Here is a 15557-nt window from a genome sequence, read left to right as displayed (position 1 = left end):
ATGTCCGTCACCCATGACGCCCGCGTCCAGATTCACAAGCCCGCCTCCACGGGCCAGCGGCCCGCCGTGCGAGGGTGGCCCGACATCAACAATCCCGCGGCCTGGGTCGTGGCGGTCATCCTCCTGATCATGCCGCTGATCGCCAACGGCTTCTTCCTGATCGAGATCTTTGCGACGACGCTGATCCTCGGCACCATCGCGCTCAGCCTCATGTTCCTGGCCGGCTATGGCGGCATGGTCAGCCTGATGCAGCTCACCATCGCGGGCTTTGCCGCCTACATGGTCGCGGTGTTCGGCGTCAGCGGCAACGCCAATATCAGCCTGGGCTGGCCGTGGTGGCTCGCCGTCCCGATGGCACTCGCGCTCGCGACCATCTTCGGCACGCTCGGCGGCGCGCTCGCGGTGCGCACCGAGGGCATCTACACCATCATGATCACGCTCGCGATCGGCGCGGCGTTCTATTACTTCACCAACCAGAACTGGGCGATCTTCAACGGCCACACCGGCATCAACACCGTCGCCACGCCGCACTTCTGGGGCGTCAACTGGCGCTCGGATATCCCGTTCTACTATATCGTGCTCGCGGTCGCCGCGCTGTGCTACTTCGCCGTCGACTACATCTCGCGGGCCCCGTTCGGCCTGGCGCTTCAGGGCGTGCGCGACAATCCGCGCCGCATGGCCGCGCTTGGCTTCAACGTCAATGCGCACCGCGTCGCGGCCTATGCGGTGGCATCCTTCATCGCGGGCCTCGCCGGCGTGCTCCAGGTCTGGAACTACCGCCAGATCTCGCCAGGCTCGGTCAGTGTCGGCGCGTGCATCGACGTCCTCATCATCGCCGTCGTCGGCGGCATCACGCGGCCGATCGGTCCCTATATCGGCGCGCTGGTCTTCGTCCTGCTGCGCACCTTCGCGCTCGACTTCCTGGTCAAGATCGGGCTCGACGGCAACCGTTTCCGCCTGCTGATCGGGCTTGGCTTCCTCGCCATCGTGTTCTGGTCGTCGGACGGCGTCATCGGCCTCTGGCAGCGCTGGTGCCAGGGCCGGCGTCCGACCGCAAACCGGCCGGCCGGAGGACACGGTCATGGATAGCGTCGCGCAACGCCTCTCCGCCGTCGGTGCCGGTGCAGCGCTGGAACTTCGCGGCGTGACGCGGCTGTTCGGCGCGCTTGCGGCGTTGACCGATGTCACCATCACGGTGCGCCCCGGTGAGCGCCGGGCCGTGCTCGGCTCCAATGGCGCGGGCAAGACCACGCTGTTCAATTGCATCACCGGCGATTTCCCGCCCTCGTCCGGCACCATCCGATTCTTCGGGGAGGACGTCACGCACTTCCCGCCCTATGAGCGCATCCGGCGCGGGCTGCGGCGCACCTATCAGATCTCCGCCCTGTTTCCCGGCCTCACCGTGCAGGACAACGTCTACCTCGCCTGCCGCGGCGTCTCGCGCGGACGGTTCTCGTTCCTGCGTCCCGGCCAGAACGACGCACTGATGCACGCAGCCGACAGTCTGGTGCACGCCGTGCATCTGGCTGCGGTCAAGGACCAGCGCGTCGCCGAGCTCGCGCACGGCCAGCAGCGTCAGCTCGAGATCGCGCTGGCCCTTGCCGGAGCGCCACGCTTCGTGCTGTTCGACGAGCCGGCCGCCGGGCTCTCGCCGACCGAGCGCGCCGAGCTGGTCGAGATCCTGACCTCGCTGCCGGCACATATCGGCTACATCATCATCGAGCACGACATGGACGTGGCGTTGCGCGTCGTCGAGAGCGTCACGATGATGCACAACGGCCGCATCTTCAAGGAAGGCCTGCCGCAGGAGATCCAGTCCGATCCCGAGGTGCAGGAACTCTATCTCGGAGGCGGCCATGAATGAGGCCCGCCGCAGCGCCGCAGCCCTCGAGGTCCGGGGCCTCGACGTCTATTACGGCCACTCGCACGCGCTGCAGGGCGTCGACCTCTCGCTCGATGCCGGCGTGTTCTCCGTCGTCGGCCGAAATGGCATGGGCAAGACCACGCTGTGCAAGGCCATCATGGGCCTTGTGCCCGTGAGCGGTGGCTCGATCCGCGTTCGCGGCGAGGACATCACGCGGCGGCCACCGGCGCAAATCGCCCGGCTTGGCGTCGGCTATGTGCCGCAGGGCCGCCGACTCTGGCGCTCGCTCACCGTCGACGAGCACCTGCGGCTCGCCGGCGGAATGCGATCCGGCGCCTGGACCGTCGAGCGCATCTACGACACATTTCCGCGGCTGGCCGAACGCAAGAGCCATGGCGGCGGCCAGCTCTCCGGCGGCGAGCAGCAGATGCTCGCGATCTCGCGCGCCCTGCTGACAAATCCGCAACTCCTGATCATGGACGAACCGACCGAAGGGCTCGCGCCCGTCATCGTCGCCCAGGTCGAGGAGATGCTGCTGCGGCTCGGCGAGGACGGCGACATGGCCGTGCTCGTGATCGAGCAGAACATCGGTGTCGCCACCGCGGTCTCGCGCAACGTCGCAATCATGGTCAACGGCCGCATCAATCGCATCATCGAGTCGGCGCGGCTGGCCGCCGACCGCGAGCTGCAGCAGCGTCTGCTCGGCGTCGGCTTGCATGCCGAGCTTACGCCAGATCTCGACGTGCCGGCGGCAGGCGCCGAGGCGAATCCGACGCCGCAGGCCACCCGACCGAGCGGCCCGATCCGGATCTACATCTCCAACCCGACGCCGCCGACACGCTGGTCCCAACCCGCACCGATCGCACGGATCGAAGCGGCCGCACGCACGCTTTCGACGCAGGTTGCGCGCTTCGACGAGACGGCGCGGCGCAGGCTCGAGCCGACGACGTCCCCGTCGTCAGGGCCGCCGGTCGTCCTGGTCGTCGGCACGCTCGACACCAAGGGCACCGAGCTGCGCTTCGTCCGCGACATCATCGCCGCCACCGGGCTGCGCACGCGGCTGGTCGACGTCTCCACCAGCGGCAAGCAGGCAAGCTGCGACGTCTCCGCGCAGGAAATCGCGCTCAACCACGGCCGCGGCGGATCGGCCGTGTTCGTGCCAGATCGGGGCGTCGCGGTCACGGCAATGGCGGAAGCGTTCGCCAACTGGCTGCGGCGCCAGGGTAGCATCGCAGGCGTGATTTCGGCGGGCGGATCTGGCGCAGCATCACTGGTTGCACCGGGCATGCGTACCCTGCCCGTCGGCGTGCCCAAGCTGATCATTTCATCCGTCGCCTCCGGCGATGTCGGGCCCTATGTCGGTCCTGCCGACATCACCATGATGCACTCGGTCACCGACGTTCAGGGGCTCAACTCGATTTCGCGCGCAGTGCTGTCGAACGGTGCCAACGCGATCGCGGGCATGGTCAGGGCGCGCCTCGATCAGCGCGAGGCCAGGGAGCGGGCGGCCAGCACCGGACTGCCTGCCGTCGGCATCACCATGTTCGGCGTGACGACGCCGGCCGTCCAGAAGATTGCGGGCGATTTGGGCGGGGACTTCGAATGCCTCGTGTTTCACGCCACCGGCGTCGGCGGCCGCGCGATGGAGAAGCTCGTCGAGTCCGGCCAACTCGCAGGCGTCGTCGATGTTACGACAACCGAGATCTGCGACCTCCTGATGGGCGGCGTGTTTCCGGCGACGGACGATCGCCTCAGTGCGATCATCCGCACCCGCGTGCCCTATGTCGGCTCGGTCGGCGCGCTCGACATGGTCAATTTCGGCGCGCCGGACACCATTCCCGAACATTACCGCACGCGAAAGTTCCACGTCCACAATCCGCAGGTGACGCTGATGCGCACCACCGCAGAGGAGAACGAGCGCATGGGCCGCTGGATCGGCGAGCGGCTCAACCAGATGGACGGGCCGGTGCGCTTCTTCCTGCCCGAGGGCGGCGTCTCTGCACTCGATGCCCGCGGCCAGCCGTTCTGGGATCCAGAGGCCGACGCCGCACTCTTCCGCGCGCTGGAGCGCACGGTGCGGCAGACCGGCAACCGCCAGCTCATCCGCGTCAAGCAAAACATCAACGATCCCGAGTTCGCCTCGATCGTCGTGAGCGCTTTCCGAACGCTGTTCGGCCGCTCCGGGGTGCGCCGGAGACTAGCGAGGTGACCGATGGCCCGGTTTGAACGCGCAGCACTCCTGAGGCGGTTTCGCGAGATGGCGAAGCGCGGCGAGCCTATCGTCGGCGGCGGCGCTGGCACCGGCCTGTCAGCCAAATGCGAAGAGGCCGGCGGCGTTGATCTCATCGTCATCTACAATTCCGGCCGCTACCGCATGGCGGGGCGCGGCTCGCTTGCAGGACTGATGCCCTATGGCGACGCCAACGCCATCGTGCTGGAGATGGCCGGCGAAGTTCTGCCCGTGGTCAGCAAGACACCGGTGCTCGCCGGCGTCAATGGCACCGACCCGTTCCGCGACATGGACGTCTTCCTTGACCAGTTGAAGACGCTCGGCTTTGCGGGCGTGCAGAATTTTCCGACCGTCGGGCTGATCGACGGCGTCTTCCGCGCCAATCTCGAAGAGACCGGCATGTCCTACGCGCTTGAGATCGACATGATCGCCAAGGCGCGCGAGAAGGATCTGCTGACGACGCCCTACGTTTTCAGCGAGAAGGAAGCCGCCGCGATGGCGATCGCCGGCGCCGATATCATCGTCTGCCACCTCGGGCTCACGACCGGCGGCACGATCGGCGCGCAGACCGCACCAAAGCTGAAGGACTGTCCGGCGCGCATCGACACCTGGGCTTCGGCCGCGCTCAGCGTCAATCCCGATATTCTGGTGCTCGCCCATGGCGGGCCGATCGCGGATCCCGAGGATGCCGACTTCATCATGAAGAACACCCGCTACTGCCACGGCTTCTACGGCGCCTCCTCGATGGAGCGGCTGCCGGTCGAGCGGGCTCTGACGGACCAGGTACGCAAATTCAAGGCGATCGGCGCGCGATAACGCCGGAACGGTTGAGGGAGAGAAACATGTCAGGGATCCTGGTCGGCGAGCTCATCCTCTGGCTGATCGTCGCGATCATCGTCATCGTGGTTGGCGTCTACATCGTCAACTGGCTCTACCACCGCTCCTCCAAGGAGGTATCGTTCGTCCGGACCGGCTTCCTCGGCGAGCGCGTGGTGATCAACGGCGGTGCCTTCGTGCTGCCCTTCATCCACGACTACACGCCCGTCAACATGAACGTGCTGCCGATGGGCATCGTGCGTTCCAGGCAGGATGCGGTCATCACCCGCGACCGCATGCGCGTCGACATCGAGGCCGACTTCTACGTCCGCGTCCAGGCAACCCGCGAAGCCGTCTCGATCGCGGCCGCGACGCTCGGTCGCCGCACCATGGAGCCGGAGCAGTTGCACGCGCTGCTGGCCGGCAAGTTCATTTCCGCGATCCGCTCTGTCGCATCGGAAATGACGCTGGAGGAGATGCACGAGCGGCGCGGCGACTATGTCGCGCGCGTCAAGACCAATGCGGCGGAGGCGCTCGCCCAGAATGGACTTGAGCTCGAGTCGGTCGCGATCACCGACCTCGACCAGACCGATCTCGAATTCTTCAACCCGTCGAACCGCTTCGACGCCGAAGGTCTGACGCGGCTGATGGAGGACATCGAGGCCAAGCGGAAGCTGCGCAACGATATCGAGCAGGATTCGATGATCAGGATCCGCACCCGAAATCTCGAAGCCGAGCGGCAGGCGCTCGACATCGAGCGCGAGAGCGAGACCGCGAGGCTGGAGCAGGAACGCGACATCGAGATGCGCCGTGCGCTGCAGCGCACGGAAGTGGCCCGCGAACGCGCGCTGCGGGAGACCGAGGCCGAGCAGGCCCAGATATCGGCGCGCGAAGCCATCGAACGCTCGCGGATCGCCAACGAGCAGGCGATCGCCGAAGCCCGCATCGCCTCCGAGCGGGAAACCCGCCAGAAGGAGATCGAGCGCACGCGTACCATCGAGGAGAAGGAGCTGCTGGCGCGTGAGGAGATCGAGAAGACCAGGATCGCCAACCAGCGTTCGATCGACACGACGCGGATTGCGTCGGAGCGCGAGGTCCGCCAGCGCGAGATCGAGCGGATGCGCACCGTCGAGGAAGCCGAGATCGCGGCCCGCGAGGCGATCGAGAAGGCCCGCATCCAGCAGGACCGCGTCGTCACCGATGCGCGTATCGCCAATGAGGAGGAGACGCGCCGTCGCGAGATCGAGCGCACCCGCGCCGTCGACGAGGCCGAGATCGCCGCGCGCGAGGCCACCGAAAAGGCACGGATCGCCCAGACCATGATCGTCAACGTCGAGCGCATCTCTTCCGACGAGCGTACCCGCGCCCTGGAGATCCAGCAGGTCCGAACCATCCAGGAGGCCGAGATCGAGGCGCAGCGCGCCGTCGAGGCCGCCCGCATCGCCCGCGAGCGAATGCTTGCCGCGGAGCGCATCGCCGCCGAGCAGAGCACGCGACAGCTGGAGATCGAGCGCAACCAGTCGCTGGAGGTGGCAGGCATCGCCGCGCGCGAGGCCACCGAGGCTTCGCGCATTGCCCAGGAAGAGCGCGTCCGCTCGCTGGAGATCGCTCGCAACCGTGCCGTCGAGGAAGCCGACATCGCCTCCCGCGAAGCGATCGAGGCGGCCCGCATCGCGCAGGAGAAGGCGGTTGCGGCCGAGCGTATCCAGGCCGAGCGCGACACGCGTTCGCTCGAGATCGAGCGCACCGGCGTGCTGGAGGCGGCCGAGCTGAAGCGGCGCGACGCCATCGAGCGCCAGCGCATCACCGTTGATCTCGCCCTCGAAGCCGAACGGATCACCTCGTCCAAGAAGCGTGAAGTGCTCAACATCGAGCAGAAGCGGGCAATCGAGATCGCCGACGAGGAGCGCGTCATCGCCCTCTCGGCCAAGCGTTCCGAGCGCATCGATGCCGATCGCCAGGTCAAGCAGGCCGAGATCGTCGCCCGCAAGGAGGTCGAGACCACCGACGTCTCCCGCGAGCAGGCGCTCGAAGCCGCCCGGATCGAGCGCCGCCGCGCCATCGAGCAGCTCGAGGTCGCCCGCGTGCAATCGCTCCAGGAGGCCGAGATCGCCTCCCGCGAGGAGGTCGAGCGCGCGCGCATTGCGTCGGATCGCGGCCTCGACGAAGCCCGCGTCGGCCGCGAGCGCGAACTGCGCAAGCTCGAGGTCAACCGCGAGAAGGAGGTCGAGACGGTCCTGATGGAGAAGGCGATCGCCATCCACCAGAAGTCGCTGGAAGAATCCGCAGCCAAGGCGATGGCCGAGGAGGCACGGATGCGGGCGACAGAGGCGACCGAGCGCGTCATCACCGCGCGCGAGAGCGAGATCGCCAAGCGGCGCAGGACCGTCGAGGTGATGCTCGCCGAGAAGCAGGCCGAGGAAACGCGCATCGCCGCGGAAGCCGAGCGCGTCCGGGCCGCCGTCGAGGCCGAAGCGCAGCGCATGCTGAACGAAGCCGAGAACGTCCTTACCGACCAGGCGCGCTACTCGCTGTTCCGCCGCAAGCTGCTCGACCGCATCGAGGGCATCGTCCGCGAGAGCGTCAAGCCGATGGAGAAGATCGAAGGCATCCGTATCCTCCAGGTCGACGGCCTCAACGGCAACGGCCATGGCGGCAACGGCGGCCGCAGCGCCACCGACGAGGTAATCGATTCCGCCCTGCGCTACCGCGTGCAGGCGCCGCTGATCGACTCGCTCCTGGCGGACATCGGCGTCGAGGGCGGCAGCCTCGCGAAGATGCCGGGCCTGATCCGGGAGGCCCGCGACATGCAGGGCATCAAGGAGTCCGCGCGCAAAGGCGGCGGTGGCGGCGACAAGCCGGCCAGCTCCCCGCCTGCAGCCGAGGGCGGCGGCGAACCGCCGGCCGAGCGCGGTCCGCGGAAAAAGAGCTGAGGTCAGGCTATGCCCCGCGTCTACGTCTCCACCGTCGTCAATGCGCGCAACGACCGCGTCTGGGCGCGGGTCCGCGACTTCAACGGCTTACCGAACTGGCACCCGGCGATCGCGGAAAGCCGCATCGAGGGGGGCGAGCCTGCGGACAAGATCGGCTGCGTCAGGGATTTTCGCCTGCGTAACGGCGACCGCATCCGCGAGAAGCTTTTGGGCCTGTCCGACTACGACATGTTCTGCACCTACTCGATCCTCGAATCCCCGATGGGCGTCGAGAACTACGTCGCGACCTTGCGCCTCACGCCGGTCACCGACGGCGACCAGACCTTCATGGAATGGACCGCCGAGTTCGATTGCCCGCCCGGGCGGGAGACCGAGCTCGTCAGCAACATCGGCGGCGGCGTGTTCCAGGGCGGCTTCGACGCCCTCAAGCGCGTGTTTGGAGGCTGAGCGGTGCCGCATATCGTCAAGAGCACCATCCTGGACGCGCCGACCGACGCGGCCTGGTCGGTGCTGCGCGATTTCAACGGGCATGACCGCTGGCACCCGGCGGTGGCGACGTCCTCCATCGAACGGGCGCAGTCTCCCGACAGGATCGGCTGCGTCAGGCGCTTCAAGCTCAAGGACGGCTCTGAGCTGCGCGAACAACTGCTGGCGCTGTCCGATCTCGAACAGACCTTCAGCTATTGCCTGCTCGATACCCCGATCCCGATGTTCAATTACGTCGCTCATGTCCGCCTGCTGCCGGTGACCGACGGCGACCGCACCTTCTGGCACTGGGAGTCGCGCTTCACGACGAAGCCGGAAGACAAGGACCGCATCACCCACATGGTCGCGGAAGACATTTACCAGGCCGGATTCGAGGCGATCCGCCGCCATCTGAAGGAGGCCGCCTAGCATGGCCGTGATCGTGAAAACTTTCGCCAGCGCCAGTGAAGCGGCCGGAGCGCTGTCCTCGGACCGCGGCGCACGCTATCTCGGTGGCGGCACCCTGGTGATGCGGGCGCTGAACGAGGGCGACGTCTCGGTCTCGACGGTCGTCCGCGCCAGTGACCAGGCGCTGACCCGGATCGATGCATCGGGCCCTCGGGTCTTGTTGGGTGCGGGCGTCACCTTCGCGCGGATCCTCGCCGAGCGCGATCTCGCCTTCCTGCACGCCCCTGCCCGCTCGATCGGCGGGCCCGCCGTGCGGAACATGGGTACGGTCGGCGGCAACCTGTTCGCGCCAACCCCTTACGGCGATTTCACCGTGGCACTGCTGGCACTCGAGGCCACCGTGGCCGTGCAAGGCGGCTTCGGCTCGCGCGACATTCCGATCGAGGAATTTCTTCAGGCGCGCGACCGGCAGGCCGGCACTCTGGTCCTGTCGGTGTCCTGCACCCGGCCGGCGAGCAGCGAGGCGTTCCGCTATCGCAAGATCGCCCGGATCAAGCCGAAGGGCGGCTCCGTCATCACGATCGCCGCGCATCTGCCGATCTCGGGCGGCCGCATCGCCGGCGCACGCATCGCATTCGGCTCGATGGCGCCGACACAGATCCGCGCTCGCGCGGCAGAGCGTGCCCTGGAAGGGCGTTCACTGGATGTCGGCACGATCGCAGCCGCGGCTTCCGCCGCTGGCGAAGGAACATCCCCGGCGGACAATGCGCTCGGCAGCGCCTGGTATCGCCGCGAGATCGTCGGCGTGCACCTGCGTCGCCTCTTGTCCGGCCAGGAGTAGATCGCCATGCCCAAAATACCCGTGCAATTTCGCCACAACGGCCGCGACGTCGCGATCTTCGTCGATGGCGGCACCAATCTCCTGGTCGCGCTGCGCGAGCTGATCGGCGACATGACGCCCAAGTTCGGCTGCGGCCAGGGCGGCTGCGGCACCTGCAGCGTGCTGATCGACGGCGAGCTGCATTTGTCCTGTCTGACGCTGGCGGAGACGGTCGCGGGCCGTTCCATAGAAACACTCGACGGTATGAAGCAGGGTCCGAACCTGCATCCGCTCCAGCGCGCTTTCGCCGACCACTTCGCAGCCCAGTGCGGCTATTGCACCCCGGGCATGCTGATGGCCGCGAAGGCCCTGCTCGACCGGAACCCCGCTCCGAGCCGCGCCGAAATCGTCGAGGCGATCTCCGGCAACATCTGCCGCTGCACCGGCTACGAGCCGATCATCAATGCGATCCTTGCCGCCGCGGGCGGCCGGGCCAGCGCGTAAGGGGACGTCCACCATGCTGGAACTGCGCAAGGACATTTTTGCCGACGAACGCGACGATAATCTGAAGGAAATCGGCAAGGGCACGCAGCGTCAGGACATGCTCGGCCACGTCACGGGCACGTCGAGCTATTTCAACGACCATCAACTTCAGGGCATGCTGCATTTGAAGGTCGTGCGCTCGACCGAGGCCCATGCGCGGCTGCGCCTCATCGACACCACGGAAGCCGAGCGTTCGGCCGGCGTGCGCCGGATCATCCGCGGCAGCGACGTTCCGCGCAACCTCAACACGCTTCTCAGCCTGATCAATTTCGGCAAGGACGACGAGCCGTCGCTCGCGGTCGACAAGGTCCGCTACAAGGGCGAGCCGATCGTCGCCATCGTTGCCGACAGCGAACGCGAAGCATTCGAGGCGATTGCAAAGGTCAAGGTCGACTATGAGCCGCTGCCGGCCGTGTTCGACGTCGAGGATGCGCTGAAGCCAGGCGCGCCCGTGGTCAACGAGACCTATCCCAGGAACACCTTCACCTATCACGAGACCTATGACCACCAGAAGCTGCGCTTCGGCGACGCCGACGCGGCGCTCGCGACCGCCGATCACGTGCTGGAGCAGCGCTACCAGATGTCGCCGATCGAGCACGCGCCGACCGAAACCAACGGTGCGATCGCCGCGCCCGACACCAACGGCCGCTATGTGGTCTACACCTCGACGCAAGCGCTGTTCTTCTCGGTCGACACCTGCGCCAAGATCCTGGACGTCCCCTCCAACACCTTCCACTTCATCGGCGGCACGGTCGGCGGCGGATTCGGCGGCAAGGTCGACACGCTGACCGAGCCGCTCGCCATTCTCGGCGCGATGCTGACCGGGCGGCCGGTACGCTACGTGTTCGGGCGCGAGGAGGAGATGCAATACGGTCCGCCGCGCGGCGCCGAGCGCATCTACGTCAAGGACGGCGTGATGCGCGACGGCCGCGTCGTCGCGCGAAAGATCCGGGCCTATTTCGACAGCGGCGCCTATACGCGGCTCTCCAGCTACGCCGCCGTGAAATGCGCCGCACACCTGCCGGGCCCCTACACGATCCCGAACGTCTATGGCGACGTCTACTGCGTCTTCACCAACCGCACGCCGGCCACCGCCATGCGCGGCTTCGGCGTCACCGCGATGGATTTTGCGATCGAGTGCCAGATGGACAAGCTCGCGAACCTCGTCGGCATGGACCCGATGGAGTTCCGCATCCTCAACGCCTATCGCGACGGCGACATGAAGGCGCACCGGCGCGAGGCCAAGAACACCGCGCTGATCGAGTGCGTCCAGGTTGCTGCCGAGAAGGCCAAATGGCCGATCCGCGATGAATTCAGGCGGGCATCCTCGCGCAAGGACGGCGGCGGCAGCCGCGCCGTGATCCCGCCGACGCCGACAGATTCGCACGCGCGGCCACCGGCGCCCGCACAGCAGCGTACGAGCTACGACCGGCTCCCACCTACCGTCACCCGCGAACCACCGCGCGATCCGCCTCCCCCGGCTCCGCCGCCCTCGCCGCGACCGGCCGCGCCGTCGCATGGCGCGACCCGTTTTTCCTCGGTCTTCGGCACAAGGAGGCGCTAGATGACCCGGCATCGCGGACGCGGCATCGCGTCGATCAACTATCCCATCGGCATGAACCTCGGAGGCGACCCCAGCCAGGCGCTGGTGCATTCCAACCCCAGCGGCAAGTTCACTGTGGCACTGTCCTCGATCGACCTCGGTCAGGGCATGAAATCGGTGACGCGCCAGATCTGCGCGGAGACGCTGGGCGTGCCCGTCGAAGACGTCTATGTCGACACGGCGGACTCCGACACCGGGCCGCATTGCATGGGCTCGTTCGCCTCGCGCGGCACGCACCGCGTCGGCAATGCGGTGATGGCGGCGGCACGCGAGGCGCGCGGCGTGATGATGGAGGCTGCCGCCGAGGAACTCGAGGTCAACGCCGCGGACCTGGAAACCGACGGACGCGGCAACATCCACGTCAAGGGGGCGCCGCACCGCTCGATCTCGACCAAGGACGTCGCCATTGCCGCCCAGTTCAAGCAGGGCAAGACGATCTCGGGTCGCGGCATCTTCCTCGTGCCTCTGTCCGACGTCGATCCGGAGACCGGCGAGATGTCGCCGGCAACCTGCTATGCGCATGCCTGCTTGGTCGCCGAGGTCGAGGTCGACGACGAGACCGGCGAAGTCGAAATGGTGCGGATGGACTCCGCCTATGAGCTCGGCCGCGCGCTCAACCCGCGGCTGGTCGAGCAGCAACTCGTCGGCGGCGCCTGGATGGGTGTCAGCCACGCGCTCTACGAGACGCCGGAGCCGTATTATCCCGATCCCTCTCACGGCCCCCGCGACTTCGTCGAATATCTGATGCCCGGACCGGGCGACATCTGTCCGCACGACATCGCCGTACTAGAGCGCCCTGCTCCCGATGGGCCGTTCGGCGCCAAGGGCCCCGGCGAGATGTGCGCCAATCCCGTGCTGCCGGCCGTTGCCAACGCGATCTTCAACGCCGTCGGCGTACGCATCGACGATCTGCCGATCACTCCGGAGAAAGTGCTGCGCGCGATCAAGTCCCAGGGCGGCCCGCGGCCGCAGGCGCGGCGCTGAGGTCTGGTCCATGGCGGTCCGCAGCAACATCGTGGGCATCGACAGTCCGGAGGCGCTGGAGAAGGCGCTGCGCGCGGCCTATTACCTCGCCGACGAAGGTCTTGCGACCGCCGCCTATCTCGGTCTTGCGCTCGGCAAGCCGTTGTTGCTCGAGGGCGCGCCGGGTGTCGGCAAGACGGAAGCCGCAAAGGCTATCGCCGCGGTGCTCGGCCGCCGGCTGATCCGGCTGCAATGCTATGAGGGCATCGATGCCTCCGCCGCGCTCTACGAATGGAACTACCCGCGTCAGATGCTCGCGATCCGCCAGGCCGGCGACGAAAGCATCGACATCTACGGCGAGACCTTTTTGATCGAGCGGCCGATGCTGGCCACGCTTCGTGCACCCGACTCCACCGTTCTGCTGATCGACGAGATCGACCGCGCCGACCAGGAATTCGAAGCCTTCCTGCTCGAATTCCTGTCGGACTTCCAGATCTCGATTCCCGAACGCGGCACGGTGCGCGCCACCGAGCGCCCGGTCGTGGTGCTGACGTCCAACCGCACCCGAGACCTGCACGAAGCGTTGCGGCGGCGCTGCGTCTATCACTGGATCGACTATCCCACCGCCGAGCGCGAGGCGCGTATCGTGATGATGCGGGCCTCCAGCGTCGCCGAAGCCACCGCGCGCGCCGTCGTCGCCGCGGTGGAAAAGCTGCGACGCGAGCCGCTAAGCAAGGCGCCCGGGATCGCGGAGGCCGTCGACTGGGCCGAGGCGGCGACGCTGCTGCACAACGGCGGCGCGCGCTGGCCCGACGCCTTCAAACGCTCGATCGGCGTGGCGCTGAAGGACGAGGAAGATTTGCACTTCATGTCGCCACGGCTCGACGCGTTGCTGGCGGAGGCGACCGCATGAGCACCGAGAACCAGCTCCCGCGCGCCGCCCGCATCTTCATCTCCTTCGTTACGCTGCTGCGCGCAAACGGCTTCGCCGTGGCGCCGGAGCAGACCACTGCGTTTCTCGCTGCCATCGAACTGCTCGGCCCGCGCGACCTGGGCGATATCAGGCAGGCGGCGCTCGCCACCCTCGCCCCGCCCCCCGAGCGACGCGCCACCTTCGACCGCCTGTTCGATCTGCACTTCCGCGGCAGCGAGGCCGTCGAGCATGCCGAGGACGGCGAGGACGACGAGACCGTCCGTCTCCAGGAGGAAGGTCGCGGCGACGAGGAACCGCTGTTTTCCGACGACGCCAATGACTCCGGCCTGACCGCGACCCGCACCGAGGCGCTGGTCGAGCGTCGCTTCGCCCAGCTCTCAACCACCGACGCGCTCCGCCGTTTGGCCCGCGAGGCTCCGAGGCGCCTGCCGCGGCGGCGCGGCCACCGGCGCATGCGCGCCCGCCGCGGTCCATTTGCGGACCTGCGCCGCACCTTGCGCGAGAGCGTCCGCAGCGACGGCGAGATCCTGCGGCTCGGCCACCTGAAGCGCAGGCAGCGCCCCCGAAAGATCCTGCTCCTGATCGACGTGTCCGGCTCGATGAAGAGCCGGACCGAGGAGAACATCAGGCTCGCGCATGCACTGGTTCAGGCCGCGCCCAACGTCGAGGTCTTCACCTTCGGCACACGGCTCACCCGGGTCACACGCGCGCTGCGGCTGAAGCGTCGTGAGCAAGCGTTGAATGCGGCGGCCCATCTCGTCAGCGACTGGGACGGCGGGACCCGGATCGGCGACGCCTTGCAAGCCTTCCTCGCGGTGCCCCGCTTCGGCGGTTATGCGCGCGGGGCGGCCGTGGTCGTCGTCTCGGACGGTCTGGAACGCGGCGAGCCCGATGCGTTGCGGGACGCAGTGGCGAAACTGTCGCGCCGTGCCTGGCGCCTGAGCTGGCTGACGCCGCTCGCCACGGGCCCGGGCTTTCGCCCGCAGACGGAAGCGCTGGCTGCGATCGAACGCTATGTCGACGACCTCGTCGACGGCGGATCGAGCGCGTCGATCGTCGCGCACGTACTGGCGTTGGGACGAAGGAGAGTTGCGTGACTGATATTGTCGACGGACATCACCACATCTGGCGACAGGCCGATCTGCCCTGGCTGAGCGGTCCCATGCAGCCGCGCATCTTCGGACCCTACGAGCCGATCCGGCGCGATTATCCCATCCAGGAATATCTCGACGATCTCAAAGGCACCGGCGTCACCCGCTCGGTCTACGTCCAGACCAATTGGGCCAACGACCGTTTCGAGGACGAGGCCGCCTGGGTGCAGCAGACCGCCGACGTGCACGGCTGGCCGCACGCCATCGTCGCCTACGCCAATTTCGCCGCCGATGACGTCCGCCCGCAGCTCGACCGCCTCAAGCGCTATCGGCTCGTGCGCGGCACGCGCATGCAGCTGCACTGGCACGAGAACCCGCTCTATCGCTTCGCGGCAAAGCCCAATCTCTGCGTCGACCCTACGGTGCGCGGCAATGTTGCGCACCTCGCAGACTATGGCTGGAGCTTTGATCTGCAGGTCTTCACGCCACAGATGCCGGATGCGGCGCAGCTCGCCGAAGCCTGTCCCAAGGTGACCTTCATCCTCCAGCACGCTGGCATGCTCGAGGACCTCTCGCCCGCCGGCCGCGCAGCCTGGCGCGCCGGCATGGCGCGGCTGGCGGCCTGTCCGAACGTGGTCTCAAAGCTGTCGGGGCTCGGCACCTTCATCCATCGCAACGACCCCGCGCATATCGCCGCCGTCGTGACCGACACGGTCGCGATCTTCGGCGCCGAGCGCTGCCTGTTCGGCTCCAATTTTCCGATCGAGAAATTGTGGACCAGCTATCGCGAGCTCGTCGACGCATTTCACGGAGCGGCCGCGTCGCTGAGCGCCGAGCAACGGGACGCGATCTTCCGAGGCACCGCCGCGCGCGTCTATCGACTTTGA

14 protein-coding genes are annotated in these 15557 nt (G+C 67.5%); all 14 read left to right on the top strand.

Annotated features, from left to right (window positions below; genetic code table 11):
* Genes JQ572_RS11870 through JQ572_RS11805 form a run of 14 tightly spaced genes read left to right on the top strand, consistent with a single transcriptional unit; the run spans position 1 to position 15557 of the window.
* Positions 1 to 1089, top strand: a complete 1089-nt coding sequence (locus JQ572_RS11870; RefSeq protein WP_211383187.1) for a branched-chain amino acid ABC transporter permease — start codon at positions 1 to 3, stop codon at positions 1087 to 1089.
* The gene (locus tag JQ572_RS11865; protein ID WP_211383186.1) at positions 1082 to 1864 is read left to right on the top strand and encodes an ABC transporter ATP-binding protein; all 783 of its coding nucleotides are present in this window, start codon (positions 1082 to 1084) and stop codon (positions 1862 to 1864) included. Before JQ572_RS11870 ends, JQ572_RS11865 begins: the two co-directional genes overlap by 8 nt.
* Positions 1857 to 4073 (top strand): ABC transporter permease, encoded by a 2217-nt coding sequence (locus JQ572_RS11860; RefSeq protein WP_211383185.1) that lies wholly within the window; start codon positions 1857 to 1859, stop codon positions 4071 to 4073. The genes JQ572_RS11865 and JQ572_RS11860 overlap by 8 nt, the downstream gene beginning before the upstream one ends.
* 3 nt (positions 4074 to 4076) lie before the next feature.
* Entirely contained in the window at positions 4077 to 4910 is an 834-nt protein-coding gene (locus JQ572_RS11855) for a phosphoenolpyruvate hydrolase family protein (RefSeq protein ID WP_211383184.1), read from the top strand.
* Between the two features lie 26 nt (positions 4911 to 4936).
* Entirely contained in the window at positions 4937 to 7843 is a 2907-nt protein-coding gene (locus JQ572_RS11850; protein WP_211383183.1) for a flotillin family protein, read from the top strand.
* Between the two features lie 9 nt (positions 7844 to 7852).
* Entirely contained in the window at positions 7853 to 8290 is a 438-nt protein-coding gene (locus tag JQ572_RS11845; RefSeq protein WP_211383182.1) for an SRPBCC family protein, read from the top strand.
* Positions 8291 to 8293: 3 nt separating this feature from the next.
* Positions 8294 to 8737: an SRPBCC family protein gene (locus JQ572_RS11840; protein ID WP_211383181.1), complete on the top strand. Its 444-nt coding sequence runs from the start codon at positions 8294 to 8296 to the stop codon at positions 8735 to 8737.
* Between the two features lies 1 nt (position 8738).
* Complete coding sequence (locus JQ572_RS11835; protein WP_211383180.1) at positions 8739 to 9557, top strand: FAD binding domain-containing protein; 819 nt, start codon at positions 8739 to 8741, stop codon at positions 9555 to 9557.
* Between the two features lie 6 nt (positions 9558 to 9563).
* Positions 9564 to 10040, top strand: coding sequence for a (2Fe-2S)-binding protein (locus JQ572_RS11830; RefSeq protein WP_211383179.1), 477 nt, complete (start codon positions 9564 to 9566; stop codon positions 10038 to 10040).
* Between the two features lie 13 nt (positions 10041 to 10053).
* Entirely contained in the window at positions 10054 to 11643 is a 1590-nt protein-coding gene (locus JQ572_RS11825) for a xanthine dehydrogenase family protein molybdopterin-binding subunit (protein WP_211383178.1), read from the top strand.
* Positions 11644 to 12666, top strand: coding sequence for a xanthine dehydrogenase family protein molybdopterin-binding subunit (locus tag JQ572_RS11820; RefSeq protein WP_211383177.1), 1023 nt, complete (start codon positions 11644 to 11646; stop codon positions 12664 to 12666).
* 10 nt (positions 12667 to 12676) lie between these two features.
* Positions 12677 to 13558, top strand: a complete 882-nt coding sequence (locus tag JQ572_RS11815) for an AAA family ATPase (protein WP_211383176.1) — start codon at positions 12677 to 12679, stop codon at positions 13556 to 13558.
* Positions 13555 to 14676 carry a vWA domain-containing protein gene (locus JQ572_RS11810; protein ID WP_211383175.1) on the top strand — a complete coding sequence of 374 codons (1122 nt, stop codon included), beginning with the start codon at positions 13555 to 13557 and terminating at the stop codon, positions 14674 to 14676. Before JQ572_RS11815 ends, JQ572_RS11810 begins: the two co-directional genes overlap by 4 nt.
* Positions 14673 to 15557 (top strand): amidohydrolase family protein, encoded by an 885-nt coding sequence (locus JQ572_RS11805; protein ID WP_211383174.1) that lies wholly within the window; start codon positions 14673 to 14675, stop codon positions 15555 to 15557. The genes JQ572_RS11810 and JQ572_RS11805 overlap by 4 nt, the downstream gene beginning before the upstream one ends.

The organism is Bradyrhizobium sp. SZCCT0153 (assembly GCF_018129995.1).
In the GTDB taxonomy this organism is placed as follows: domain Bacteria; phylum Pseudomonadota; class Alphaproteobacteria; order Rhizobiales; family Xanthobacteraceae; genus Bradyrhizobium; species Bradyrhizobium japonicum_G.
Note: the sequence above shows the minus strand (reverse complement) of the source record. Positions and strands in the feature narration are given on the sequence as shown.

What these genes read in the sequence shown, in the direction of transcription:
- JQ572_RS11870 (WP_211383187.1), top strand. Translation starts at nt 1, where the DNA reads ATGTCCGTCACCCATGACGCCCGCGTCCAGATTCACAAGCCCGCCTCC.
- JQ572_RS11865 (WP_211383186.1), top strand. Translation starts at nt 1,082, where the DNA reads ATGGATAGCGTCGCGCAACGCCTCTCCGCCGTCGGTGCCGGTGCAGCG.
- JQ572_RS11860 (WP_211383185.1), top strand. Translation starts at nt 1,857, where the DNA reads ATGAATGAGGCCCGCCGCAGCGCCGCAGCCCTCGAGGTCCGGGGCCTC.
- JQ572_RS11855 (WP_211383184.1), top strand. Translation starts at nt 4,077, where the DNA reads ATGGCCCGGTTTGAACGCGCAGCACTCCTGAGGCGGTTTCGCGAGATG.
- JQ572_RS11850 (WP_211383183.1), top strand. Translation starts at nt 4,937, where the DNA reads ATGTCAGGGATCCTGGTCGGCGAGCTCATCCTCTGGCTGATCGTCGCG.
- JQ572_RS11845 (WP_211383182.1), top strand. Translation starts at nt 7,853, where the DNA reads ATGCCCCGCGTCTACGTCTCCACCGTCGTCAATGCGCGCAACGACCGC.
- JQ572_RS11835 (WP_211383180.1), top strand. Translation starts at nt 8,739, where the DNA reads ATGGCCGTGATCGTGAAAACTTTCGCCAGCGCCAGTGAAGCGGCCGGA.
- JQ572_RS11830 (WP_211383179.1), top strand. Translation starts at nt 9,564, where the DNA reads ATGCCCAAAATACCCGTGCAATTTCGCCACAACGGCCGCGACGTCGCG.
- JQ572_RS11825 (WP_211383178.1), top strand. Translation starts at nt 10,054, where the DNA reads ATGCTGGAACTGCGCAAGGACATTTTTGCCGACGAACGCGACGATAAT.
- JQ572_RS11820 (WP_211383177.1), top strand. Translation starts at nt 11,644, where the DNA reads ATGACCCGGCATCGCGGACGCGGCATCGCGTCGATCAACTATCCCATC.
- JQ572_RS11815 (WP_211383176.1), top strand. Translation starts at nt 12,677, where the DNA reads ATGGCGGTCCGCAGCAACATCGTGGGCATCGACAGTCCGGAGGCGCTG.
- JQ572_RS11810 (WP_211383175.1), top strand. Translation starts at nt 13,555, where the DNA reads ATGAGCACCGAGAACCAGCTCCCGCGCGCCGCCCGCATCTTCATCTCC.